The following is a 26,432-nucleotide window of genomic DNA, read 5'->3' on the forward strand; positions in this document are numbered from 1 at the left end:
TCATATGCCCTGTTTTTTACATAAACAGGAGTCAGAACATGCAACCCACCGCAATCGACAGCAAAAGCAAACACCATCAGGGCGAGCGCGTTGCGTTCATCCAGGCCTGCTGGCACAAGGAAATCGTCGATCAGAGCCGTAAGGGCTTCGTCGCCGAGATGATTGCCCAGGGTTATCACGAATCCGACATTGATTTCTTTGAAGTCGGCGGCGCCTTTGAAATGCCCTTGCACGCCAAACTGCTGGCCAAGACCGGGCGTTATGCCGGCATCGTCGCGGCAGCCCTGGTGGTGGATGGCGGGATCTATCGTCACGAGTTCGTCGCCCAGTCGGTGGTCAGCGGCCTGATGCAGGTTCAGCTGGAAACCGAAGTGCCGGTATTCTCCGTGTCCCTGACACCGCACCACTTCCACGCCGGCGAAGAACACCAGAAGTTCTTCTTCGAGCACTTTGTGCACAAGGGTCAGGAAGCGGCGAAGACCTGTGCGGATACGCTGCACAAGATGCGAGCGTTGCGTCGCAGCGAGCCGCGTGCGGTAGCGGTCTAAACCCGAAACCCTGTGGGAGCGGGCTTGCCCGCGATGGCGGAGTGTCAGGCACCATCGTTATCGACTGACAGTCCGCTATCGCGGGCAAGCCCGCTCCCACAAGGATTTACATTGTGTTTGAAATCGTGATCAGGCGAGGTTTTCGTCGGTAGTCGGCACGATCAGGATGCCGGCGCGCAGGCCATTTTTCACCTTGGGGTTGGGGAAGATGATCCGGGCGCCCTCTTCCTCGATGATCCAGCGGGTCTGGGCGATGTCTTCGGCCAGCAGATAACCCACTTCCAGTTCCGAAAAATTCTCGATATCCGCTGGCAGGTTCATGCGGAAGCTATCGCTGTGCTTGATGATTTCCCGTGCCACGCTGAACAACTGTAAACCGTCCAGTGATGCTTCGGTCAGCGGCGGCTCGGTGCCTTCGATGATCTGCTTCAGTCGGGTTTCCAGCAGATCGACATTGACCCCGTCGTTCTGCCCGAACGGCCGCGCCTTGCCCAACTCCAGGGTGAAAGACTCGGCACCCAGCTTGTCGTAGGTGTAGGAGCTGAAAACGATGGACGGCTTGTTTTGCAGCAGCACCGCTTCCATGCCGGCGGCACGCAGGCGAGCCAGCTCCAGACGTGAATGCTGGCGATCTTCCTTCCACGGATACAACGCAAACTGCTCGATCTTCGAGCCGCGAATTGCGGTGTGCAGGTCGTAATGCAAGCGCTTGCGGTCCGGCAGGCTGAAGAAACTGGCGGCCAGCCGTTCCAGCTCGCAGGCGCGCAGAGCTTCCGAGCCGCTGGTTTGTTCGTGACGGCCGTTGAACAGCCGATTGACGTCCTGTTCGATGAAACGCTCGCCTTTGCGAATCGCTTCGGGGTTGCCGAACAGGAACAGAATACGTGCACGCGGCTTCAAATCGCCGCGAGCGATGTCATGCAACAGGCGATCGAGCAACTCGATCGGCGCTGTTTCGTTGCCATGGATGCCCGCCGACAGCAGCAGGTCCAGACCATTGTCGCGCGCCTCAGGTGGCCGGACTTCCAGCGCACCTTCGCTCAACCAGCGCATCCGCACGCCTTCGACAGTCAGTTGAGTCTTCTCCGCCGGTTCACGGCCGGCGAGGGTCAGTTCAAGCAGTTTGCCGAGGGCGAGCATAGAGCGGTTTCCTTAGTGGTCGTGTGCGCAATCCGGGCCGTGCACGTGGTCTTCGTCACCGACTTCAGCCGGCTCCATTTCCAGTTGCAGACTTACCAGATTAGTCGCCAATGGGCGCAGCAGCAGGTTGGCGTATTCGGCGTCACCTTCTTCGACGTCCACGCCGATCAGCAATTGGCCGCGGCCGTCGTGCTGAATCCACAGCTCTTTGCCTTGCCAAATGACCGCGACGCGGGTGCAGGAAGTTTCCAGTTGCGTGCCGTCGGTGTCTTCAAGGATCAGCTGCAGGGTATCGCTCATGTGTTTTACGCTCTCGACGTTCAATTGATCTGGAATGGATAAACCGCGCCCAGTTTAAGGATTTGCGTCAGTTCATCCAGTGCCGTCCGGCACTCAAGCAGCAATTGCGGGTCCGCGAGATCGTTTTCGGCCATGCGGTCGCGGTAGTGCTTGTCGACCCATTCGGTCAGCGTGCCGTACAACGGTGCCGTCATGATAACGCCTGGGTTGACGGCCGCCAGTTCGGTTTCATTCAGTGCCACGCGCAAACGCAGGCACGCCGGGCCACCGCCGTTCTGCATGCTTTGCTTCAAATCAAAAACTTTGACTTCGCGGATCAGGCCGCCAGAGCTGGTCAGGCTTTGCAGGTATTGCCAGACGCGTTCGTTGCCACGGCACTCTTCCGGCACGATCAACAGCATCGAGCCGTCAGGACGCGTCAGCAACTGGCTGTTAAACAGGTAGGAACGCACCGCGTCTTCGACGCTAACCGCCGAACGGGGTACGCACACCGATTGGAATTTCCCACCGACCTTGGCGAGTTTGTTTTGCAGCTCGGCCAGCATCTGCTCGGTGTCGAGGAACGCGTCCTCGTGATAGAACAGCACCTCGCCGTTACCCACCGCGATCACGTCGTTGTGGAACACGCCCTGATCGATCACCGAAGGATTCTGCTGGGCGTAGACCACGCCGTCATCGCTCAAACCGTGCAGACGCGCAACGGCTTGCGAGGCTTCGAGGGTCTGGCGCGCCGGGTACTTCTGCGGTGCCGGGTAGCGGTTATCGAACGCGCTGCGACCGAACACAAAGAACTCGACGCCGGCCTCACCGTACTCACGGCAGAAACGCGTGTGGTTGGCTGCGCCTTCGTCCCCGAATTGCGCCACGGCCGGCAACGCCGCGTGGTGAGCGAAGTGCTTCTGATTTGCGAACATCGCGCCCAGCACGCGGCTGGTGGTCGGGTGTTCGATGCTGCGGTGGTATTTGCAGTTGAGGTTGGCGGCGGTGAAATGCACGCGACCGTCGGCGGTGTCGGCGCTCGGGCTGACCGTGGCGGCGTTGGCCACCCACATGCTCGACGCCGAGCAACTGGCGACCAGCAATGGCATCGCGTCTTTGGCCGCTTGTTCGATCACTTGCGCGTCGGTGCCGCTGAAGCCCAGGCGACGCAGGGCAGCGACATCAGGACGCTCTTGCGGAGCGAGAACGCCTTGCTGAAAGCCCATTTCCATCAGCGCTTTCATTTTCGCCAGGCCTTGCAGCGCGGCTTCCTTCGGGTTCGAAGACTGCTGGCTGTTGCTCTGGGACGCGACGTTGCCGTAGGACAGACCGCCGTAGTTATGGGTCGGCCCCACTAGACCGTCAAAATTGACTTCATAGGATTTCATCAGCGAGGCTCCACGAGAATCTGTTGTTATGGCTTCAGTAACTATTCAGTAAGACCGCGTTGCGGCCATCGCCAGCAGGCTGGCGATGGGCATCACGCCATCTTCACTCCAGGCGTCAGGGCCGCTGGCAAGGTCAGGCTCGGCGTTTCCAGCGAGGCCACCGGGTACGCGCAATAATCCGCCGCGTAGTAGGCGCTGGCGCGGTGGTTGCCCGAGGCGCCGACGCCGCCGAACGGTGCGCTGCTCGCGGCACCGGTCAGCTGTTTGTTCCAGTTGACGATACCGGCGCGGCTTTCCAGCCAGAACTGCTGATAACGCGCTTCGGAATCCGAGAGCAAACCGGCCGCCAGGCCATAGTCGGTGTCGTTGGCTTCAGCGATCGCCGCTTCAAAATCAGCGTAGCGGATCACTTGCAGCAACGGGCCAAACAGTTCTTCGTCAGGACGGTCAGCCACTGCGGTCACGTCCAGAATGCCTGGGGTCAGCAACGCGGCTTGCGCCTGTGGCTGAGTCATTTCCAGCAGCGTCACGGCGCCGTTGGCCAGCAGATGTTCCTGCGCGTCCATCAAGGCTTTCGCGGCACCGAGGGAGATCACCGAGCCCATGAACGGCGCGGGTTGCTGATCGAACGCACCGACTTCAATGGTCGCGCTGACCGCCACCAGACGCGCCAGCAACGTGTCGCCCCAAGTGCCCTGCGGCACCAGCAAGCGGCGAGCACAGGTGCAACGCTGACCGGCAGAAATGAACGCCGACTGGATGATGGTGTAAACCGCGGCATCAAGATCAGCGACCTCATCGACCACCAGCGGGTTGTTACCGCCCATCTCCAGTGCAAGGATCTTGTCCGGACGACCGGCAAACTGCTGGTGCAGATGATTGCCGGTACGGCTCGAACCGGTGAAGAACAGACCGTCGATGCCCGGGTTCGCCGCCAGGGCGATACCGGTTTCGCGAGCGCCTTGCAGCAGGTTCAACACGCCGGCCGGCAGGCCCGCTTCGATCCAGCACTTGACTGTCAGCTCGGCGACTTTCGGCGTCAGCTCACTCGGTTTGAACAGCACGCTGTTACCAGCCAGCAGGGCCGGCACGATGTGACCGTTCGGCAAGTGGCCCGGGAAGTTGTAAGGACCGAACACCGCGACCACGCCATGCGGTTTGTGGCGCAACACGGCAGTGGCGTCGCCCAGCGGGCCGCTCTTCTCGCCAGTGCGCTCGCGGTAGCTCTGCACCGAAATCGCAATCTTGTTGACCATGCTGGTCACTTCAGTCGCCGATTCCCACAGCGGTTTACCAGTTTCTTCACCGATGCAACGCGCCAGTTCGTCAGCGTGGTTTTTCAGCGCGGCAGCAAAGGCTTCCAGCACCGCAATGCGCTCGTCCAGGGTGCGACGGGCCCAACCCGGAAACGCCTGACGCGCAGCTTGCACGGCCGACTCAACCTGGGCGGCGGTGGCACCTTCGCCGGCCCACAGCACTTGCTGGGTCACCGGGTTCAGCGACTGGAAGGCTTCACCCTGACCGGCCAGCCACTCACCTGCGATGTATAGCGAATTCATTATTTCGACTCCCTGGCAGCAGACAACGGAACGGCGCGCACTTGATCGCCGGCGTTGAGTTGAAGACGTTTGGCGGTCAGCGGATCAACGACCAACGTGCCGGCGGCGAAGCGTGCTGGCGCAGCAGTGATGCGGCAGTCTTCGCGTTTGCGGTTGTGAATCAGGAACGGCGTGGCGTCGTCACCCGGCGTGCCAATGGCCAACACCAGCGCCTGGCTGTCGCGCACGGCGCGGATCTTGCTGGTTTCGCATTCCACCGCCGGGCCAGCGTCGAAGATATCGACGTAGCCTTGATAGCTGAAACCTTCGCTCTTGAGCATCGACAGCGCGGGCTCGGTGTCGGGGTGTACCTGACCGATCACGTTGCGCGCATCCGGCGACAGGAAGCAGGTGTACAGCGGGAATTTCGGCATCAATTCGGCGATGAACGCCTTGTTGCCCACGCCGGTCAGGTAATCGGCCTGGCTGAATTCCATTTTGAAGAAATGACGACCGAGGCTTTCCCAGAACGGCGAACGCCCGGCTTCGTCGGACACGCCGCGCATCTCGGCGATGATCTTGTTGCCGAACAGCTGCGGGAACTCGGCGATGAACAGCATCCGCGCCTTGGCCAGCATGCGACCGTTGAGGCCCGTGCGGTAATCGGCGTGCAGGAACAGCGAGCACAATTCAGAGTTGCCGGTCAGGTCGTTGGCCAGGAACAGCGTCGGAATTTCGCGATAGATGTTCAGCTCTTGCGACGCGCTGACCGTCAGGCCGACCCGGAAGTTGTACCAGGGTTCACGCAGGCCAACGGCACCGGCGATGGCGGAAATCCCCACCACGCGGCCGTCATCATCCTCGAGCACGAACAGGTAGTCCGCATCGCCCCGCCCGGCTTCGCCACGGAAGGTTTTCTCGGCCCAGCCGACCCGGTGGGCCAGACGTTCTTCGTTGGCTGGCAACGTGGTCAGGCCGGTGCCGGTGCTGCGGGCCAGGTCGATCAGAGCGGGTAAATCGCTGCTGCGTACGGGACGAACGATCATGCTATCTCCTCAAACGGGCCGCTTGCGCCACCCGCGAAACTCTCTGCTTTTCAGGCAATAAAAGCAGTCGTTAAACCGCTACCAGGCGCACGCTCGCACCTTCGCCGACGCCCAAGGCTTCGGCCGCTTCCAGATCCAGGGTCACGGGTTTGCCCGGCGCGTAATCGAGCTCGAGCAACACGGCGCGGTAATCCTGCAACTGCGCATTGGCCACCAGGTACTGACGGCCAACGCCCTTGACTGGCTCACCGATTTTCACTGGCACGACGCGGCTTTGGGCAATCGAACGGATCCCCGAAACGCGGGCATGCAACGTCGGGCCGCCGTCGAAAATGTCGATGTAGTGATCGGTCTCGAAGCCTTCGCGCATCAGGATGTCGAAGGTGATCTGCGCCCGGGGGTGCACCTGGCCCATCGCTTCTTGCGCGGAGTCCGGCAGCAGCGGCACGTAGATCGGGTAATGCGGCATCAGCTCAGCGAGGAACGTCCGGCTCTTCAGACCGCACAGGCGCTCGGCTTCGGCGTAGTTGAGGTCGAAGAAGTTGCGACCGATGGCGTCCCAGAACGGTGAGTCGCCGTTTTCATCGCTGTAACCGACGATCTCGGTCACCACGGAATCGGCAAAACGTTCCGGATGGCTCGCTACGAACAGCAAGCGGCCACGGGAGTTGAGTTCGGCCCACGGCGACCCCACCAACTCGCGCTGCACGTAGAAACTGGTCAGCAAACTGTTGCCGGTCAGGTCGTGGCACTGGGAGAGCACGTGGATCTTGTTATGAATCTTCAGCTCGCGGGAAGCGTGCACGAAGGTTTCATTACGGAAACTGTAGAACGGCTCGGAGTAACCGGCCGAAGCAACGATGGCCGAGCAGCCGGCCAGTTTGCCGGTGGTGGTGTCTTCGAGGACGAAGAAATAGCTCTCTTCACCGTTGAAGCTGACTTCGGCGGCGAACGAGGCTTCAGACGCGGCGATCTTGTCGCTCAGGCGTTCAACGTCATCCGGCAAGGAAGTGACACCAATCGGGCTGTCCGCAGCCAGACGCTGTACCTCGCCCAGATCAGCCATTTGCGCGGGGCGCATCACCAGCATGGTGTCACTCCTTTCTCATCTAACACTTCAGGAAAAATAACCGGGCAGTCATTGAAGACACTCGGACTAATGTGGGAGCGGGCTTGCTCGCGAAAGCGGTGTATCAGTCGACATTGCAGTTGTCTGACCCACCGCTTTCGCGAGCAAGCCCGCTCCCACATTTGATCCGGTCCGGCATAAAAATTGGGTTCGACGCCTGAAGGGTCAGGCGTCGAAGGGTCTATCAGGCTTGCGTCAGTTTTGCCGCAGCGCGCTCGAAACGGTTCAGACCTTCGTCGATGTCCGCATCTTCAACCACCAGGCTTGGCGCAAAACGGACCACGTCCGGGCCTGCTTGCAGGATCATCAGGCCTTCACGCTCGGCGGCGTTGAAGATGTCCTTGGCCTTGCCTTTCCAGGCATCGCTCAAGACGCAGCCGATCAACAGACCCAGGCCACGCACCTGAGTGAACAGGCCGTATTTCTCGCCGATCTGTTCCAGGCGAGCCTTGAACTTGTCGTGCTTGGCGTTGACGCCGGCCAGCACTTCAGGGGTGTTGATCACGTCGATCACGGCTTCAGCGACAGCGCACGCCAGCGGGTTGCCGCCGTAAGTGGTGCCGTGAGTGCCGACAACCAGGTGTTTGGCCAGGTCTTCGGTGGTCAGCATCGCCGCGATCGGGAAACCGCCGCCCAGGCTCTTGGCGCTGGTCAGGATGTCCGGAGTCACGCCGTAATGCTGGTAGGCGAACAGCTTGCCGCTGCGGCCCATGCCGGTTTGCACTTCGTCGAACACCAGCAGTGCGTTGTGCTCGGTGCACAGTTCGCGGGCGCCTTGCAGGTAAGCCAATTCGGCCGGCATTACGCCGCCCTCGCCCTGGATCGGTTCCAGCACCACGGCGCAGGTCTTGTCGGAAACGGCGGCTTTAAGAGCCGCCAGATCGTTGTAAGGAACGTGGGTGATGCCGGTGATTTTCGGACCGAAGCCGTCGGAGTATTTCGACTGGCCACCGACGTTCACGGTGAACAGGGTACGGCCGTGGAAGCTGTTCAGCGCGGCGATGATTTCGTACTTCTCGGTCCCGAAACGATCGAAAGCGACGCGACGGGCCAGCTTGAAAGCCGCCTCGTTGGCTTCGGCGCCGGAGTTGCAGAAGAACACGCGCTCGGCAAAAGTGGCGTCGATCAGCTTATGGGCCAGGCGCAGGGCCGGCTCATTGGTGAACACGTTGGACACGTGCCACAGCTTGTTCGCCTGTTCGGTCAAGGCACCGACCAGCGCCGGGTGCGCATGGCCCAATACGTTGACGGCAATCCCGCCGGCGAAGTCGATCAGCTCGCGGCCAGACTGGTCCCAGACGCGGGAACCGGCGCCACGCACAGGAATGAAGGCGGCAGGCGCGTAGTTGGGAACCATTACCTGGTCGAAATCGGCGCGTTCTACCGCAGCGTGCTCAACGGACATCGGAGTCTCCTGAAAAGGAACACTCGCCTGAAACTGGCGAGCGATGAGGGGGATTGTAAGGACAGTTTTCAGCCCGGCCTTGCCGCCAAGCGACAACTTCTTATAGCGCAAACCCCGGATTTTCCCGGGTTTACGGCAATGCGACATATAGCGTCGCAAAGGCGCAGTTTAAACCGGAGGCACAGGTTACAGGCAGGCTTGTGAAGCGAAGCGGTAATTATGTACCGCACGCCATGCTTCATCGTCTGTTTTGCTGCGCTTCCATCCAAACGCTAAGGGATTAGCGCAATGACCCAGCATCAACCCGAGCTTACGGCTCAGCCAGACACGCATTTTCAGCATGTTTTCCACAATCTGCCCGACTGGGTATTAACAACATCGCCCGTCACCCGGCGCGCGCTCAAGAGCGCGCGGCTGGATATTCCTGACTGGCACACCACAGCAACCCGTCAGCAGCATCAGGCCCTGAAAACAGCCAACACGCACTACCTGACCCAGCGCAATCAACTGGAATCCATGCTGGATAAACTGCAGAACGCCCGGGACTTTGCCGAACCGCTTCTGCAAGACGCATTGAGAACCCGGTACGGACTGGACCTGGACGTCAAGACGACCTTCCTGCGCCTGTACATCCCGCAGACCATCCCGTGGTTCCCGATCAAGACCGGTGCCGCGCGCACCTGGACGGTATCGCTGCTCGACGCTGCCCTGCACAACTTTCAGGATTCGGAAACCGAAGCCGAGGCTTACGAATCAACTTCGACATTCATCACCGAACCCTCGCCCACAGGTCAATTCGATACATTGCCGACGATCAAACGCCAACTGTCCATTCAGAGCTTCACGCGGTTGTGCAGGGAGCTGGATATCGGTGGTCGATACCAGGCCCACCTCAAAGAAAATCTGGGGTTCAACAATTCGGTAGCCGAGGCCGTGTTGAAGTCGAGCGCGATCAAGACGCACAAGGCCGCCCTGCTTTCAGCCCTGCATATGGCCCAGGTCCGGGGCGACCTGCCGCTGGATGCCAATCAGTCGATTCTCGACATCATCGAGGGCCGCGAAAACGTCGGACTGGATAACTGGCGACTGCATTGTCACGACCTGAGCCTGATGTCTTCATTGCTGACCGGCATCGTCATTTTCGCGCCGCGACTTGATCTCACCTCCCAACGCTCGCGGATCATCGCCTACATCCCCGACGATCCGGAACATCCGCTCAAACAGTACCCCGACACCCAGGCGTTCATGGCCGAGCTGACCCGCAAACTGCGCGCCCCTGCTTATCAGGCGTTCTTCAGCCGGTTCATCGATCATCAGGAACGAGGGCACTTTTTCGCCGACCTCAACACCCGCCTCAGCGCGGTCACCTGGCATGAACACCAGCAAGGTGATCCGCTGCCGAGCTGGCGCGACACCCCCATCGACAAGCCCAACCTGCAGTTCTCGGTGAGCTCGATCAGAAACGATCTGTGGACGCATCTTTACCAGCAGCAATCGAACAAGATCCTCAATGACGCACGCAGCCTCGCGGTCTCTACCGCCAGTGCCGACCGAACGGCAAGGTGGGCGGCGTGGGACGCCTTCAGCAATGTCGCGAAAAAGATCCTTGAAGTGGCATCGTTCGTTGCCTTGCCCTTTGTTCCGCTTCTGGGCGAAGTCATGCTGGGCTACATGGCCTATCAAGTGCTCGACGACACGTTCGAAGGCATCATTGACTGGGCCGAAGGCCTGAAAACCGAAGCGTTCGGACACTTGATGACGATCGTTGAGACGGTGGTTGAACTCGGAACTTTCGCGGTGGGCGGTGTCATGGCGGCCAATGCGTTCAATGGCCTCATGTCTCGCGAGGCGGTGACCCTGATTTCCCCGCTCAAACCGGTCGAAACAGCCACCGGCAAAACCCGATACTGGAAACCGGATCTGACCCCTTACGAACAGTCCGTTGATTTGCCGGACTCTGCCACACGCGATCATCTCGGCGTGTATCAGCATGAGGGCAAAACGCTGGTTCGCGTTGAAGACAAGCTCTATTCGATCAAACCGGACAGCAAGACTGGCCGCTTTCAGATTCAACACCCGAACCGGGCCGATGCCTATCAGCCCGCTCTGCGCCACAACAATCATGGCGCCTGGCAGACCATGCTGGAGCGACCGCTGACCTGGGACCGGCAAACCGTGCTGCGCCGAATCGGCCAGAGCGTCGAGTCGTTCAACACTGCCGAGCGCGAGCAAATCCTGCAGATCAGCGGTTTTCACGACAACGTGTTGCGCGAAATCCACGTCGAGAACCAGCGCCCGCCTTCGCTACTGACCGACACGATCAAGCGCTTCAAAATTGACCGCGACATTCAGGCACTGGTCGAGCAGACCGGCAGCGAACATCCCGACCGCTATCAGGCGCTGAATCAGCGCTCATCGTTGTTCCAGTCGCGCTACCGCGAACTCGAAAAAACCGACGACCGCCACGTTCAACTGCTGCAAGGCGAAGTACGCGGATTGCCCACGGACATCGCACAAGAACTGGTGAGCAACGCAACCGGCACCGAGCTGAAACAAATGCACAGCGGACGCTTGCCGCAACGGCTCAAGGATGTAGCGCTCAAAGCCATGGACGCGGTGCGTATCGCCAGAGCCTATGAGGGGTTTTATCTGGAGGGCATGGAGACGGCGGACACCCATCGTCTGGCCCTGCACACGCTTGAGTCACTGTCCGGCTGGCCCGCTCGCCTGCGCATCGAAGTCAGGGAGTTTTCCCATGAAGGGACGCTGCGCGACAGCATCGGCCAGCCCGACGCGCGCCTCCTCAGGACATTGGTGTACGGCGAAGACGGCACTTACAACGCCCATGAAAACACTGAGCTGGCGGGCAACTTTTATCAGGCCATCCTTCAGGCATTACCTGAAACGGAGCGCGCCGCGATGGGCCTTTCTGCCGAAGACGGCCCGATACTCAAACAACGCATCGTCCGGCAAGCACAGAACAAACCGGAGTTGCGCACGCTACTGGCCAAACACCCCAATCGAAAACCCTTCTATGACCCGACGACCATGCGCCTGCCCGGAGGAACCGAGGGTTACCACCGAATCGGTCGCCCGACACCGACACTCAATGACAGGGTACGCGAGGTGTATCCAAGCCTGCCCCAGGATGAACTCCGCGCCATCGTCGCCCGCTTGCAACGCCACCCCGATGGCGCTCGCGTGGAGCTTTCGCGCCTGAGCAATGAAATGGAACGACTGCATGAGGATCTGCGCACCTGGATGAACGAAGCCCCCACCGTGCACCCCGAAACCAGGCTTCCATTGAACGAACTGGAACAACAGGCCCAGCGGCACAATCGACGGTTGCTGGCTCAGGAAATCCAGCGCAGCTGGCGCAGGCAGTCAGACCGGGACCTGGACTCTGCGGACAACAGCGACCGATACGTACTGCGGTTCGCGGATCCGATTCTGGGTGACCTGCCGGTTCTGACGGCGGACTTCAGCCACGTCTCCCTGCTTGCCCTTGAAGGCAGTCGCGCAGAGCAAGGCATTCACGGGTTTCTGCAACGTTTCAATAACCTTCGTCGCCTGGACTTACGGGGCTTCTCGCTAAGCACCTTGCCCGAGGCCATTCCACGGATGACCAACCTCGATGCATTGCTGCTCCACGACTGCGCGATCAGGTTTGACGCCGACGCCTGGTCAAAAATGTCCTCATTGAACAAATTGGTGATGCTGGACCTGTTCCGCAATCCGGTTGATGCAGTACCCGATGTCGGCGCATTTACGGAGCTGGTGCACCTGGACCTGAGCGAAACCGGTCTGACGGAAATCCCCGCCAGCGCCATCACGCATCCCAAGCTCAACACGCTGATGCTGGTCAATAACCGAATCACCGAGCTGCCTGCCGGTTTGTTCGACAGCACGGTCTACGACAAGCGCGGCGTGCACCTGTCGGATAACCCGCTCATCGACAGCGTTCGACAACGCATCAAGCTGCATTACCTCGAAACCTCATACGATCTGGGCGTCTATGCCCCACAGGCAGATATCGAGCGTGTCAGGGCGCTTTACCCGAACATGGAAGTCGAGCAGGCCAGCGAGTTCGTCTACGAATTACCCGGGACCCTGGAAGAGGGCCGGATAGAACTGACCAGGCTGGAAGCAGAGCTCGCCAAGTTGAGCAACGACCTGGCGGCATGGACCGCCGACCTGCCGCCGCTCCACCCACGCACGGGCGAACCGTTCAATGAACGCCAACTGTTTGTCGAGCACGCCAACCGCGATGAATTCATGCAAACACTGCAGCAATGCTGGCGGCATCAAAGCGACCTGGACGATTTCAATGATTCGCTCGAACCAACGTTTGATCTGGTCATCACTTCGCGAATAACGGGAGAGTTGCCAACCCTCAGCGCCGACTTCAGCCATGTCTCGGCGCTGGAGCTGCAAAGTGTCGATGGCGTGACCCGGATCGGACGCTTCCTCGACGTCTTCCCCAACCTCAAAAGCCTGAGACTGCGTGAGTGTGACCTCGGCACCCTTCCCGAGGCGGTGTTCAAGATGGGTCGACTGCGGTCACTGTCGCTGTACGACTGTCGCATCACTTTGTCAGCGGAGTCGGCAAACGCATTGGCGGGAATGGAGCAGCTGGACTATCTGGATCTGAGCCTCAACCCTTTGGGTCAAACGCCCGATCTGAGTCAAATGAAGGGGCTCGCCACCGTCCTCTTTGCCGATACCGGCATCACCGAAGTGCCCCGGGGCCTGCTGCAGCTGGAGGAACTGGATTGGGCCGACCTGAGCGATAACGCCATCACCGACATCCCGAGCGACATCATGGAAGTGCCCGTGGAAGTGGCAGAAAACATCAACCTTCGAGGCAATCCGTTTTCCGAGGAAAGCGTGTTACGGCTAATCGACTACTTCGAGAGCACGGGCACGGATTTCAATGTGGAAGATGTGATCAATCGAGGTGAGATGCAGCTTTCATCCACGGAGGGGTCCGAAGTCGACGAGTAAGGCGCCCGTCAGCCTCGTTCCGATGGCACCGACGACAACTCGAACGGACTGCTGCTGCGCCGCTGGTTGCGATCTTCCCGCGGCGTGGCGCCGAAGAAGTTGCGGTAGGCACTGGAGAAGTGCGGCCCCGAAGAGAAGCCACACGACAGGCCGATCTGAATGATCGACTTGCTGGTTTGCATCAACATCTGCCGGGCCTTGTTCAGGCGCAGTTCCAGGTAGTACTGGCTCGGCACACGGTTGAGGTATTGCTTGAAGATCCGTTCCAGCTGCCGACGGGACACGCACACGTGCTGGGCGATTTCGTCGGTGGTCAGCGGTTCTTCGATGTTGGCTTCCATCAGCAACACCGCTTGGGTGAGCTTCGGATGGCTGGAACCGAGACGGTTCTGCAGCGGAATGCGTTGGCGCTCGCCACCTTCGCGGATGCGCTCGACCACCAGTTCTTCAGACACGGCGCCAGCGAGTTCGGCGCCGTGATCACGAGCCAACACCGCCAACAACAGATCGAGAACCGACAGGCCGCCGCACGCGGTCAAGCGATCGCGATCCCAGTCGAACAAATGGCTGGTGGCGATGACTTTCGGGAAACGTTCGGCGAAATCGTCCTGCCAGCGCCAATGCACGGCAGCGCGATAACCGTCGAGCAAACCGAGTTGCGCCAACGGGTAAACACCGGCGGACAAACCACCGATCACGCAACCGGCACGCACCAGTTGTTTCAGCGAACTGCTGAGCGCCGGCGCGAGGGTGGTCGGCGGCTCGTCGGCGAGCAGGAACAGTTTCTGGAAGTTTTCGAGCTTGCCGGCCCACGGCTCACCCGGCAATTGCCAGACGCCTTCGGTCGGCGGTTCGGCCTGCAAAAACGACAGTTCGTAGACCACGTCCGGATGCACACGCTGGGCAACACGCAAGGCCTCCTCAGCCAGCGCAAGCGTCAGTGCTTTAGTGCTGGGCCAAATCAGGAAACCAATTCGATGGGCAGTCATGGGCGGGTGATCCGAAGCGAAAACAGTATTAAAGGCATGGGCCAATGCTAGCCCGTAAATGAACGCAAATCTCGAAACCGGCAAAGATCAAATGTGGGAGCGGGCTTGCTCGCGAATGCGGTGTGTCATTCACCAATGATGTCGACTGACACGGCCTCTTCGCGAGCAAGCCCGCTCCCACAGGGGATTAGGGCCGGCCTCTGGATTGCGAAGCATGCACTATCCCGGTGCGCAACGGGAGTTCGGTTTACTTCAGGCTGCCCGAGAGGAATTGTTGCAGGCGTTCGGATTGCGGGTTCACCAGCACTTCACGCGGGTTGCCGCTTTCTTCGACGACACCTTTGTGCAGGAACACCAGTTGGTTCGACACTTCACGGGCGAAGCCCATTTCGTGCGTCACCACCACCATGGTCCGGCCTTCCAGCGCCAGGGCCTGCATCACTTTCAGCACGTCGCCGACCAGTTCCGGGTCGAGGGCCGAGGTCGGTTCGTCGAACAGCATCACCTCGGGCTCCATCGCCAGGGCACGGGCAATCGCCACGCGCTGCTGCTCGCCGCCGGACATGTGGCCTGGGTAGGCATCTTTACGATGCGCCACGCCAACCTTGTTCAGGTAGTGCTCGGCTTTCTCGCGGGCTTCGGCCTTGGACATGCCGAGCACGTGGACCGGCGCTTCCATGATGTTTTCCAGCGCGGTCATGTGCGACCACAGGTTGAAATGCTGGAACACCATCGACAGACGCGAACGCATGCGTTGCAGCTGTTTCGGGTCGGCGGCTTTCAGCGCACCGTCCTTGTTGGCCACCAGTTTCAGCTCTTCGTTGTTGAGCAGAATCTTGCCCGCGTGCGGCTGCTCCAGCAGGTTGATGCAGCGCAGGAAGGTACTTTTGCCGGAGCCACTGGAGCCGATGATGCTGATCACATCGCCAGCCGCCGCTTTCAGGGACACGCCCTTGAGCACTTCGTGACTGCCATAGCGTTTATGCAGGTCTTGGACTTCAAGTTTGTACATGCGGTCGGTTCTCACAAAAACAGTCAGTCAGTCGTTGAGCAAGCGCCCGTGACGCAGCGCTTCGCGCCCCGCCACCTTGGCCAGCCAGAAACCGGGTTGGGCATAACGCAGCCGTTCAATGGCAAACAGCACCCCGGACGTACCAGCACACACCGTGCTGACCCGATCCGATAACGGATCGATCACTTCGAAAATTTCATCGCCGGCTTCGATCCACTCACCGGGTTTACGCAGAAAACTGATCACGCCCGGATGCGGCGCGAACAACAACTCAGTGCCTTCGAACGGCAGACCTTCGCAGGCATCCTGCGCAGGTTTCGGCCATTCGCCGCTGATCAAGCCTTGCTCGGCGAGAAACGCCAGAATGCCTTCGGCGTAAGCCTCGGCGTCAGCGCGAGCGGTATCGGCCTGACCACCCAGTTCAATGGTCGTCGCCAGGCACGCCAGTGGAATCTGCGCGTCCGGGAACTGACGCGACAAACGCAACCACGGCAACGAGCACGCTTCGTCGAAGGAGCTGCCGCCGGAATCTTCCGCCAGCAGGCCCACTTTCACGTTCAGGTGCGCAGCGAGCGAACGCCATTGCGGCCAGTGCTGCGGCAAGGCGTACATGTGCAGCGCTGCTTCGGCGTCGCAATGCAGATCCAGCACGATGTCGGCGGTGCAAGCATGGCTGAGCAGCACGCGCTGCATGCCTTGCAACTGGCTGCTCGCCTCTGGCAAGGCCGCCAGGTGATCGCTCATGGCCTGACGGATCAAGCGGATATTGGCGTGAGGATCATCCCCCAGCCGCCCTTCCAGCTCGGCGACCACTGGCGCGCTGAGCTCGACGAAATCCCGATTGAAGTTCTTGCCGCTGCCCGCCTCGAAACGCCCTTGATGATTACCTTGCAGCAGTTGACCGAGGCCCAGTGGATTGGCCACCGGCACCAGTTCGATCACGCCGTTGAGCAAGCCTTGGCCTTCGAGTTCGGTCAGGCGCTTTTTAAGCTCCCAGGCCGTGCGCATGCCCGGCAATTCATCGGCGTGCAGGCTGGCCTGGATATAGGCCTTGCGCTCGCCACTACCGAAGCGGAACACCGAAATCTGGCGTTCGCTACCGAGGTGGCTCCACGGCAATGGATGATCGATGCGTTCCATATCAGTGCTTCCGCGGGGCCAGATAGCCCAGCCAGCGGCGCTCGGCCAGTTTGAACAGCTTCACCAGAATGAAGGTCAGGCACAGGTAGAACACGCCAGCGGTGATGTAAGCCTCGAACGGCAGGTAGAACTGAGCGTTGACCGTGCGCGCGGCACCGGTGATGTCGATCAGGGTCACGATGGACGCCAGACTGGTGGTCTGCAGCATCATGATCACCTCGTTGCTGTACTGCGGCAGCGCCCGGCGCAGGGCCGACGGCAGCAGGATGCGCTTGTACATTTTGTAGCGCGACATGCCCATGGCCTTGGCCGCTTCGATTTCACCGTTCGGCGTAGCGCGCAGGCTGCCGGCGATGATTTCAGCGGTGTAGGCGCTGGTGTTGATCGCGAACGCCAGGCACGCACAGAACGTCGCGCTGGACAGCCACGGCCACAGGAAGCTTTCACGTACCGCTTCGAATTGCGCCAGCCCGTAGTAGATCAAAAACAGCTGCACCAGCATCGGCGTGCCGCGGATCACGTAGGTGAAGAGCCAGGCCGTCATGTTGACGGCTGCGTTCTTCGAGACGCGCATCAGCCCCAGCGGCAAGGCCGCCAGCAGACCGAAAAACAGCGACAGCGCGAGCAATTTGAGGGTGGTCAGCAGGCCGCCGAAGTACAGCGGCAAGGCCTCCCAAATGACGTTGTAGTCGAAGATCATAGATCAGCCGCCCTTACGCCTACCGAGTAGCGCTTCTCAAGGTGACGCAATGCCAGCAACGAGACACTGGTGATCACCAGGTACATCGCCGCCACTGCGAGGAAGAAGGTAAAAGGCTCGCGGGTAGCATCTGCCGCCTGCTTGGCCTTGAACATCATGTCTTGCAGACCCACCACCGAAATCAGCGCGGTGGCCTTGGTCAACACCAGCCAGTTGTTGGTGAAACCCGGAATCGCCAGACGAATCATCTGCGGCACCAACACCCGGAAAAACACCTGAAAACTGCTCATGCCGTACGCCATGCCGGCTTCTGCCTGCCCCTTGGGGATCGCCATGAAGGCGCCACGGAAAGTTTCCGACAGGTACGCACCGAAGATGAAGCCCAGGGTGCCGATACCGGCGACCAACGGGTTCAGGTCGATGTAATCGTCATAACCGAGCATCGGTGCGACGCGGTTGAGCAGGTCCTGACCGCCGTAGAAAATCAGCAGGATCAGCACCAGATCGGGAATCCCGCGGATCACCGTGGAATACAGATCGCCCAGCCAGGCCAGCCAACGCACCGGCGACAGACGCAGCGCAACGCCGATCAGCCCCAGGACGATGGCCAGAGCCATGGACGACAAGGCGAGCTGAAGCGTCAGCCATGCGCCATCGAGGATGACAGCCCCGTAGCCTTTCAACATGATTCAGGTCCTCGAAAGTTGGGATGAAAAAATGGCGCAAACCTCAGAGATTCTGCTGCTTGCGCCATTTCGGACTTGTCGCCTGGACGTGTTACTTGCCGTAGATATCGAAGGCGAAGTACTTGTCCTGGATTTGCTTGTACTTGCCGCTCTCGCGAATGGCGGTGATCGCGGTGTTGATCTTGTCTTTCAGCGCGTCACCCTTGCGAACCGCGATACCCACGCCGTCGCCGAAGTATTTGACGTCGGTGAAGGCCGGACCTACGAAGGCGAAACCTTTGCCAGCGTCGGTTTTCAGGAAACCGTCATCCAGCAGCGTAGCGTCTGCCACGGTGCCGTCGAGGCGACCGGCCGCCACGTCGAGGTAAATTTCGTTCTGCGAACCGTACGGCTTGATCTCGGCACCCAGCGGGGCCAGGACTTCGCGGGCGAAACGCTCGTGGATCGAACCACGTTGCACGCCGATGTTCTTGCCCTTGAGCTCAGTCAGGCCTTCGCTGACTTGAGTACCGGCCTTCATGACCAGGCGAGCCGGGGTGTTGTAGTACTTGTTGGTGAAGTCCACGGACTTCTTGCGGTCTTCAGTGATCGACATCGACGACAGGATCGCGTCGATCTTGCGCACTTTGAGTGCAGGGATCAGACCGTCGAACTCTTGCTCGACCCACACGCACTTGACCTTCATCTCTTCGCACAGCGCGTTGCCGATGTCGTAGTCGAAACCAACGATGCTGCCGTCCGGTGCCTTGGATGCGAACGGAGGGTAAGCCGCTTCGATACCAATTTTCAGAGGCTTTTCATCGGCGAAGGTTGGCAGGGACAGCACGGACAGTGCCAGGGCGCCAAGCAGCACGAGTTTCTTCATCTTGGGACTCCATCGGTAAAGGGCTAAAACGGCAGAGTGAGCGACAGCCCAATATGCGAATGGGTGGAACCGGAAAGCAGTGCTGCGTCCTACAGTGCCTGTGCGAATTTTCAACACAGGCAACGACGAGCGAGTGATCGGCATTCTAACGACAGGCCCGAAGCCGATATTTCTTCAATGCGACAACAAATTACAGAAGCACCGAGAAAGCCGTTTAGGCACGTTGACAGCCTTGCAATTTCATGCAAGAGCAAAAGACAGTGAACCGATCTACATTGCAAATTGCGGGCCTATTATTGGCAAAGCCTTCTAATCCGGCAAGCGTAGCGTGGGTTCTTATTTTTCTGCTGAGCTGAGATGCGCCATTGTGGACCCATGGCGTTTCTCAATGCCCCGTATCGGCGCCAGCGGTTACACATTCAGTTACTTGAAGGGTGGCGGGTAACAGTGGGAAATGTCCTACGGGTGAAGCCGATAATTATTGGTCGATGTTTATGTGGCGCCTGATCTGGCCTCTTCGCGAGCAAGCCCGCTCCCACAGGTTTCGGGGACTGGTTCAGATCGCATGCACACCACAAATCCCTGTGGGAGCGGGCTTGCCCGCGATGAGGCCCGCCAAGCCAATACAAAATCCACAGACAAAAAAAGCCCCATCCGGCACAGCACCGGATGGGGCTTTTACTGACTCAAAGACAGCGGTTAAGCAACATTCATCGTCTTGTGCGTATCAATTAAATGCTGCACCACACCCGGGTCCGCCAGGGTGGAAATATCCCCCAACCCGTCGTACTCACCCGTCGCAATCTTGCGCAGAATCCGCCGCATGATCTTGCCCGACCGCGTCTTCGGCAGCCCCGGCGCCCACTGGATCACATCCGGCGAAGCAATCGGGCCGATTTCTTTTCGCACCCAGTTCTTCAGTTCCAGACGCAATTGTTCGCTCGTCTCTTCGCCAGCGTTCAGCGTCACGTAGACATAGATGCCCTGGCCCTTGATGTCGTGCGGCACACCGACCACGGCAGCCTCGGCGACTTTAGGGTGCGCAACCATCGCGCTTTCGATCTCGGCGGTGCCCATGCGGTGGCCGGACACGTTGAGTACGTCGTCCACACGCCCGGTGATCCAGTAGTAACCGTCCTCGTCACGACGCGCGCCGTCACCGGTGAAGTACATGCCGCGGAAGGTCTTGAAGTAGGTGTCGACGAAGCGGTCATGGTCGCCATACAGCGTGCGCGCCTGACCCGGCCACGAATCGAGAATCACCAGGTTACCCTCGGCAACGCCTTCGAGGATGTTGCCCAGGTTGTCCACCAGCGCCGGCACCACGCCGAAGAACGGACGTGCTGCGGAACCCGGCTTCAGGCCATGTGCACCCGGCAGCGGGCTCATCATGTTGCCGCCGGTTTCGGTCTGCCACCAGGTATCGACGATCGGGCAACGGGACTTGCCCACATTCTTGTAGTACCAGTCCCACGCTTCCGGGTTGATCGGCTCACCGACCGAACCCAACAGACGCAAACTGCTGCCATCAGCACCTTCGACAGCGGCCTGACCCGATGCCATCATCGCGCGGATCGCGGTTGGCGCGGTGTAGAGGATGTTGACCTTGTGCTTGTCGACGATCTTCGCCACCCGGGTGATGTCCGGATAGTTCGGCACGCCTTCGAACAGCACGGTGGTCGCGCCGTTGGCCAGCGGGCCGTAGACAATATAAGTGTGGCCAGTGACCCAGCCGACGTCGGCGGTGCACCAATAGATTTCGCCCGGACGGTAGTCGAACACGCGCTCATGGGTCATGGCGGCGTAAAGCAGATAGCCGCCGGTGGTGTGCTGCACGCCTTTAGGCTTGCCGGTGGAGCCGGAGGTGTAAAGGATGAACAGCGCTTCTTCGGCGCCCATCTCTTTTGGCGCGCAGACACTGCCCGCCACTTTCATCAGGTCTTCGTACCAGATGTCGCGATGCTGGTTCCACTTGATGTTGCCACCGGTGCGCTTGCACACGATGACTTTCTGGATGCTGCTGGTTTCCGGGTTGGTCAGCGCGTCGTCGACGTTGGTCTTGAGCGGGATTTTCTTGCCGGCACGAACGCCTTCGTCAGCGGTGATCACCACTTTGGATTTGCAGTCGATGATGCGACCGGCCAGGGCTTCCGGCGAGAAACCACCGAACACCACCGAGTGAATCGCGCCGATCCGGGTGCAGGCCAGCATGGCGACCACGGCTTCAGGGATCATCGGCATATAGATAGTCACCACGTCGCCGCGGTGAACATCCTGGCCACGCAGGGCGTTGGCGAACTTGCAGACTTGTTCATGCAGCTCGCGGTAGGTGATGTTGCGACTTTCGGCAGGGTCATCCCCTTCCCAAATGATCGCGACTTGATCGCCGCGCTCGGCCAGATGACGGTCGAGGCAGTTGTAGGAAACGTTCAGGGTGCCGTCGGCGAACCATTTGATGTCGACATGGTGATCGTCGAAAGACGTCTGCTTCACCGTGGTGAAAGGCTTGATCCAGTCGAGGCGCTTGGCTTGTTCGCGCCAGAAGCCGTCCGGGTTGACGACGGACTGCTGGTACATGGCCTTGTAGGTCGCCTCGTCAGTCAGCGTATTGGCCAGAACCTCGGGACGAACGGGATACAGAGAAGCCGCACTCATCTTTCTTACCTCGGTGAAATAGTTGTTTTTGTATGACCCCAGTTGTAGCCGGGCCGGGCCTATAGAACCATTCGACGATGGTAGTAACAAGCCCCTACAAATTATCGTGATAAGCCTCTCGAACACACCACAAGCCCTGTGGGAGCGTGGCTTGCCCTCGAAGATCGATAACGCGGTCTACCTGAAAAACCCCGTCGAACGATCACTAACAAGCCGGCCATTACGAATGCTATTCGGCGATTGTTACGAAATCTGTCAAAGGTGTTTATCAAAACCCCACCTATATGAACGCCTCCCCCACGCCTAAAATCAGCCTCGCCAACAAGGCAAACCCTGATTAACCAAGTTGCAGCCCCCACGAAGGCAGTTAATCAAAAAACACCGGCAATCAAGTTCCACACGCAACCCCAAAAAGGTTGCGTGACCCCACTCGACCTCTAAAAGGTAAAACCGAAATGAAAGCTTTATTAGTTCTGGCCCTCTCCAGCCTGTGCGCAACCGCCATGGCCGACGAGGTCCCGACTGATGTCGCACAGCAACAACCGGCCATCGAGGAATACACCTACTCAACTCACCTGGACATCGCCAAAGTTGTCTCCATGAGTGAAGTTCCCAATGTGTGCGAAGCTGTCCCCGTGACAATGGAATACGATGACTCCAAAGGCCAACGCCACATTCTGCGCTACAGCATCATGGGTAACGGCTGCTCCAACGGCTAATCACCCGCACGCCCTCTTAACGGTTCGACCCACCGGCCCCGCCGCTCAAGGCAGATGAAGCGCCGAACCGTATATATCGATTTACTTGATTATTTTAAGCATTTATTTGCGCTTTTTAATCGAATTAGTCGGCGTAGTATGAACTCCACACCAAGGCACACAACGCCAACAAACCTGGAGCAACGACCATGAAAACCAAACTGATCCTCGCCCTGACCTTTTCTGTACTGGCCGCCAACACCTTCGCCGCCGACGGCTACGACCGCACGGGCTCGGCTGCTCTTACCACTGAAGCCGCTGTCGCTTCCGACGGTTACGACCATACCGGTTCGGCCTCCTTCGCCGCCGACGGTGCCGATCACATGGGTGCAGGCAAACTCGCCTCCGACGGTTTTGATCACACCGGCGCCGCCAAGGTCGCTGCTGACGGTTCCGATCACACCGGTGCAGCCAAAGTCGCCGCTGATGGTGCAGATCACCTCGGTGCCGCTCGCCTCAGCTGATCATAGGGCGTGACTTACAGCCCGACTTCGGTCGGGCTTAGTTGTGTCTGGAACCACCGAAAACCGACTCAAAACACAACATGTAGTAAAAAACCCGGTTTTTTGCCTATTTTTTGAACAAAAAAGTAGCACGTCAAAATTTAAGAAAAAAAATCTGCACCCGCGATCTCCAGCCAAAGCCCTGTAAACCCTCGCTCCGACCGAAAAACCCTCCTTCTCGACCGCTCCATGCGCGGATTCGCCCCACCACGGCCGCAAAAATTTCCCTATAATGCCGGCTTAACGGGCCTGCAATATTCCCTTACAGGGATGACAGCCAGTCCGAAGCCCAGGCCGACGTCTTCACCGACTGCAGCGCCGTCAGCGGCTCTCGGAACTCCGTACAAAATTATGTTTATTTGCCTGCGTGTACCGCTGCAAAAAACGCTATCCAACGCGGCCAGACCGGTCGTGTGAAAAACCAACCAATCAGTTTTCACACGGGCATCTGGCCCTCACGCAGGAGACGACACGTCATGCTGAGCTGGGACGAATTCGACAAAGAAGACAGCGGCGAGACCGTGGTAAAAGGCGCCAACGCCGGCCACGCGACTGAAGCCAACATGGACCGCCTCGACACCGCCGGTGGTGTTGCCGCTCAAGAAGCTCGCGCTGTAACCGCGTCCGACTCCGCCGCCATCGCTCGCGCCAAGGCTGCCCTGGACAACCTCGACATCGCCGAAGGCCTCGCCGAACTCGAAGGCGCCTCCGCCCGTGTCGCCGTCGACGAAAAGCGCATGATCAACTGCCGCGCCGACCTCAACCAACTCGTACCCTTCAAGTACGACTGGGCCTGGCAGAAGTACCTGGACGGTTGCGCAAACCACTGGATGCCGCAAGAAGTCAACATGACCGCCGACATCGCCCTCTGGAAAGACCCGGAAGGCCTGACCGACGACGAGCGCCGCATCGTCATGCGCAACCTCGGCTTCTTCTCCACCGCCGACTCCCTGGTTGCCAACAACCTCGTCCTGGCCGTGTACCGCCTGATCACCAACCCGGAATGCCGCCAGTACATCCTGCGCCAGGCCTTCGAAGAGGCGATCCACACCCACGCCTACCAGTACTGCATCGAATCGCTGGCCATGGATGAAGGCGAGATCTTCAACATGTACCACGAGATCCCATCGGTCGCGAAAAAAGCCACCTGGGGCCTGAAATACACCCGCTCGATCTCCGATCCGAAGTTCGAAACCGGCACCGTCGAAACCGACAAAGAGTTGCTGCGCAACCTGATCGCCTACTACTGCGTTCTGGAAGGCATCTTCTTCTACTGCGGCTTCACCCAGATCCTCTCCATGGGCCGCCGCAACAAAATGACCGGCGTCGCCGAGCAGTTCCAATACATCCTGCGCGACGAATCCATGCACCTGAACTTCGGCATCGACGTGATCAACCAGATCAAAATCGAAAACCCACACTTGTGGGATGCCGAGATGAAGGAAGAAGCTTCGCAGATGATTCTGCAGGGCACCCAACTTGAAATCGAATATGCGCGTGACACCATGCCTCGCGGTGTACTCGGCATGAACGCGGCGATGATGGAGGACTACCTGAAGTTCATCGCGAATCGTCGTTTGTCGCAGATTGGGTTGAAGGAAGAGTATCCAGGGACGACTAACCCGTTCCCTTGGATGAGCGAGATTATGGACTTGAAGAAAGAGAAGAACTTCTTTGAGACGCGGGTTATTGAGTACCAAACCGGTGGTGCGCTTAGCTGGGATTAATTTCCGAGCTCGCCACGATTTGACGGTGTAAATCGACAAATCGAAATACTAAAAGCCCCGATCTGATCGGGGCTTTTTATTGGGTAGGAAAAGACTTACTTATCTCGACGCTCACCGCCAAAACTCCTACAGCAACTCCAGATCTTTCTGCGTTGATGACTATTCAAAACACTTCTAAGCTCTATCGCAGGTGCCTAAGAAACGCCCAACGTGGAAAGCTTGGCCAGTCACACAGACGCTCTATCACCCATTGGTGATTTGCTGTTCGGATGTGAGAGGCTTTGCTCGTTGGGATTTCTTAAGTCCACTCTACGTTGGGTCTGGCCCTGCCCCTTAATACGTAGAGGTCGCGGACTATGTCTACTCAACTCGCATCCAGAAATCTATCCACGCCAACGAACGAGTGGGAGCCTCTCGCCTCCACCCTATTCATTCGTTACGACATTCATCTACACGCCCTGCTGTTTGAAAACCAAGTTTGGTTTTGCGCTCGCGATATGGGACGCCTAATGGGCAAGTATTTGGATGAGCGAATGTCTCGAAAACTCGATACGGATCAGCGAAGGATGTTATTGGTACACGCCCACGGAGCAGCGGAGGAACGACTGATGCTCAGTGAATCAGGGGTGTATGAATTACTGATTTATCACTATTGTCCGGAATATCGCTCATTGCGCGAGTGGCTGACGCATCAGGTTGTACCTGCATTGCGCGATGCCAGAATGACTCGGGTGGAGCGCCCGACCTTAAGCGTTTTGGATTGGCCGCAGATGCAGTTGAGTTTGCTGCACTGGCAGAATGAACCATGGATTCGGCTGCGGGACATGCCTTGCATCCTGCTGCCCCAGCAGCAAACGTCTTGGTGGAAGAAGGCTTCGCAGCTATTTCAATTTTAGAAAGCCGCTGGAGATAGGGTGCAGTTCCCTGCACCCATTTGATTTGGAACCCTGAGTATCAAGCCGACTTTTCACTCGATTGCAGTTGCTGAGTTTGAAGAGGGAACCCTTCAGGAGCGCCCAACAATACACCCCGCTCCATATCAAACGGCAGCACCCAAAGCATGAGCTTCGGAGCAAACTCAAATACCTTCAATGGAGCATCAAACGCAGATCGTCGTGGATAGATCAGTACCAACTCACCACTGCCAGCTAAGTATTTGTGACCATAAGCGAACAGCTGGTAAAAATCGGACTGTTTCAAACCGTAGCTCTTATCCTCAGCGAAAGAACTCAACCGCTTCCATTTTGTGTCTAGCACCCATTTTTTTTGTTGATGGTGAACCATCAGATCCGGTCGTAGCTGGAAGAAGTTTTTTCCTTTGTGCTGACACAAATACTCAGTATGGGTTTGAGTTTGAAGTCGAGCGTCGTGCTCCAGATCTCTGCCAAGACTCGCAGCCACATAGCGCTCGAATAGCTTCTCCATAGGGAACAACAAGCTCATACCATGCCAATCCCCAGCGACCGCTAAAGGTATTTGTTGCTTAATGATCAGCTCACACCAGGGTTTCACCGGAACGTAGTGCGCCATCAGCCGCTCGTTGCTCCATCGTTTAAAATCCTGTTGCACATCACGGCTTTCAGGTACTTCTAACAACACACTTCTTAGCTCATGAGCCAGTCGCCAATTTCCGGCATCTTTGGTTGTTTTGCAGACCTGATCTAACGCTAATTTGAGTAGGCGATTTTCTGCTCGGTTGGGCAAATAGATATCGTGTCGTATCTGAAAGTGGTGCTGGCGCCCAGGCGGTTGGCGCATTTGCTTGACCACATCTAGCTGACCACGCAGGAAACGCTGTTCCTCCTCCACGCGTTGATAGTCAAAGCGTAAGCCTCGTTTGATCAAATGATCCAGCGCCAACAAGAATCGGCCCATGACCCACTCGGTCAACGGAGCATCGAAATTTTGTAGACCCGCTGC

21 protein-coding genes are annotated in these 26,432 nt (G+C 58.7%); 6 read left to right on the forward strand and 15 right to left on the reverse strand.

Annotated features, from left to right (window positions below; genetic code table 11):
* Positions 1-38 precede the first annotated feature (38 nt).
* Complete coding sequence (locus tag ACI77H_RS15720; protein ID WP_407012688.1) at positions 39-548, forward strand: 6,7-dimethyl-8-ribityllumazine synthase; 510 nt, start codon at positions 39-41, stop codon at positions 546-548.
* Positions 549-677: 129 nt separating this feature from the next.
* Here the strand turns inward: ACI77H_RS15720 and astE are convergent, their stop codons facing one another.
* From astE to ACI77H_RS15755, 7 genes are all read right to left on the reverse strand, one after another.
* Positions 678-1,688 (reverse strand): succinylglutamate desuccinylase, encoded by a 1,011-nt coding sequence (gene astE, locus ACI77H_RS15725; RefSeq protein WP_407012690.1) that lies wholly within the window; start codon positions 1,686-1,688, stop codon positions 678-680.
* A 12-nt stretch (positions 1,689-1,700) separates the two neighbouring features.
* Entirely contained in the window at positions 1,701-1,988 is a 288-nt protein-coding gene (locus ACI77H_RS15730; protein WP_008033108.1) for a hypothetical protein, read from the reverse strand.
* A 20-nt stretch (positions 1,989-2,008) separates the two neighbouring features.
* Positions 2,009-3,355 (reverse strand): N-succinylarginine dihydrolase, encoded by a 1,347-nt coding sequence (gene astB / locus ACI77H_RS15735; RefSeq protein ID WP_407012691.1) that lies wholly within the window; start codon positions 3,353-3,355, stop codon positions 2,009-2,011.
* A gap of 92 nt (positions 3,356-3,447) precedes the next feature.
* Positions 3,448-4,917, reverse strand: coding sequence for a succinylglutamate-semialdehyde dehydrogenase (gene astD / locus ACI77H_RS15740; RefSeq protein WP_407012722.1), 1,470 nt, complete (start codon positions 4,915-4,917; stop codon positions 3,448-3,450).
* A complete protein-coding gene (gene astA, locus ACI77H_RS15745; RefSeq protein ID WP_407012692.1) occupies positions 4,914-5,939 on the reverse strand; it encodes an arginine N-succinyltransferase in 1,026 nt (341 codons plus the stop codon). The genes astD and astA overlap by 4 nt, the downstream gene beginning before the upstream one ends.
* A 70-nt stretch (positions 5,940-6,009) precedes the next feature.
* Positions 6,010-7,029: an arginine/ornithine succinyltransferase subunit alpha gene (aruF, locus tag ACI77H_RS15750; RefSeq protein ID WP_407012693.1), complete on the reverse strand. Its 1,020-nt coding sequence runs from the start codon at positions 7,027-7,029 to the stop codon at positions 6,010-6,012.
* Between the two features lie 223 nt (positions 7,030-7,252).
* Positions 7,253-8,473, reverse strand: a complete 1,221-nt coding sequence (locus ACI77H_RS15755) for an aspartate aminotransferase family protein (protein WP_407012694.1) — start codon at positions 8,471-8,473, stop codon at positions 7,253-7,255.
* A gap of 288 nt (positions 8,474-8,761) precedes the next feature.
* Here ACI77H_RS15755 and ACI77H_RS15760 point away from each other — a divergent pair, with 288 nt between their 5' ends.
* Positions 8,762-13,477, forward strand: a complete 4,716-nt coding sequence (locus ACI77H_RS15760; RefSeq protein WP_407012695.1) for a dermonecrotic toxin domain-containing protein — start codon at positions 8,762-8,764, stop codon at positions 13,475-13,477.
* An 8-nt stretch (positions 13,478-13,485) separates the two neighbouring features.
* Here the strand turns inward: ACI77H_RS15760 and ACI77H_RS15765 are convergent, their stop codons facing one another.
* The 7 genes from ACI77H_RS15765 to acs all read right to left on the reverse strand — a co-directional run bounded on the left by ACI77H_RS15765 (position 13,486) and on the right by acs (position 21,524).
* Positions 13,486-14,466 (reverse strand): GlxA family transcriptional regulator, encoded by a 981-nt coding sequence (locus ACI77H_RS15765; RefSeq protein WP_407012696.1) that lies wholly within the window; start codon positions 14,464-14,466, stop codon positions 13,486-13,488.
* A 247-nt stretch (positions 14,467-14,713) separates the two neighbouring features.
* Positions 14,714-15,478 carry an ABC transporter ATP-binding protein gene (locus ACI77H_RS15770; RefSeq protein WP_008154324.1) on the reverse strand — a complete coding sequence of 255 codons (765 nt, stop codon included), beginning with the start codon at positions 15,476-15,478 and terminating at the stop codon, positions 14,714-14,716.
* 27 nt (positions 15,479-15,505) lie between these two features.
* A complete protein-coding gene (locus ACI77H_RS15775; protein WP_407012697.1) occupies positions 15,506-16,618 on the reverse strand; it encodes a M14 family metallopeptidase in 1,113 nt (370 codons plus the stop codon).
* Between the two features lies 1 nt (position 16,619).
* Positions 16,620-17,318 (reverse strand): ABC transporter permease, encoded by a 699-nt coding sequence (locus ACI77H_RS15780; protein WP_407012698.1) that lies wholly within the window; start codon positions 17,316-17,318, stop codon positions 16,620-16,622.
* Positions 17,315-18,004, reverse strand: coding sequence for an ABC transporter permease (locus tag ACI77H_RS15785; protein ID WP_150639869.1), 690 nt, complete (start codon positions 18,002-18,004; stop codon positions 17,315-17,317). Before ACI77H_RS15785 ends, ACI77H_RS15780 begins: the two co-directional genes overlap by 4 nt.
* Before the next feature lie 91 nt (positions 18,005-18,095).
* Entirely contained in the window at positions 18,096-18,869 is a 774-nt protein-coding gene (locus ACI77H_RS15790) for an ABC transporter substrate-binding protein (RefSeq protein ID WP_407012699.1), read from the reverse strand.
* A 699-nt stretch (positions 18,870-19,568) separates the two neighbouring features.
* Positions 19,569-21,524, reverse strand: coding sequence for an acetate--CoA ligase (acs, locus tag ACI77H_RS15795; RefSeq protein ID WP_407012701.1), 1,956 nt, complete (start codon positions 21,522-21,524; stop codon positions 19,569-19,571).
* 455 nt (positions 21,525-21,979) lie between these two features.
* Between acs and ACI77H_RS15800 the strand changes: the two genes are divergently transcribed.
* The 4 genes from ACI77H_RS15800 (at position 21,980) to ACI77H_RS15815 (ending at position 25,408) form a co-directional block, all read left to right on the forward strand.
* The gene (locus tag ACI77H_RS15800) at positions 21,980-22,243 is read left to right on the forward strand and encodes a DUF2790 domain-containing protein (protein ID WP_407012702.1); all 264 of its coding nucleotides are present in this window, start codon (positions 21,980-21,982) and stop codon (positions 22,241-22,243) included.
* Positions 22,244-22,431: 188 nt separating this feature from the next.
* Entirely contained in the window at positions 22,432-22,746 is a 315-nt protein-coding gene (locus tag ACI77H_RS15805; protein ID WP_407012703.1) for a hypothetical protein, read from the forward strand.
* 515 nt (positions 22,747-23,261) lie between these two features.
* Positions 23,262-24,512 carry a ribonucleotide-diphosphate reductase subunit beta gene (locus tag ACI77H_RS15810; protein WP_008034875.1) on the forward strand — a complete coding sequence of 417 codons (1,251 nt, stop codon included), beginning with the start codon at positions 23,262-23,264 and terminating at the stop codon, positions 24,510-24,512.
* A gap of 356 nt (positions 24,513-24,868) precedes the next feature.
* Positions 24,869-25,408: a Bro-N domain-containing protein gene (locus ACI77H_RS15815; RefSeq protein ID WP_407012704.1), complete on the forward strand. Its 540-nt coding sequence runs from the start codon at positions 24,869-24,871 to the stop codon at positions 25,406-25,408.
* Between the two features lie 58 nt (positions 25,409-25,466).
* Here ACI77H_RS15815 and ACI77H_RS15820 read toward each other — a convergent pair.
* The coding region (locus tag ACI77H_RS15820) for an McrC family protein (RefSeq protein ID WP_407012705.1) at positions 25,467-26,432 on the reverse strand (966 nt) is incomplete at its 5' end.

The sequence above is a fragment of the Pseudomonas sp. O230 genome (assembly GCF_045447035.1).
GTDB lineage: Bacteria > Pseudomonadota > Gammaproteobacteria > Pseudomonadales > Pseudomonadaceae > Aquipseudomonas.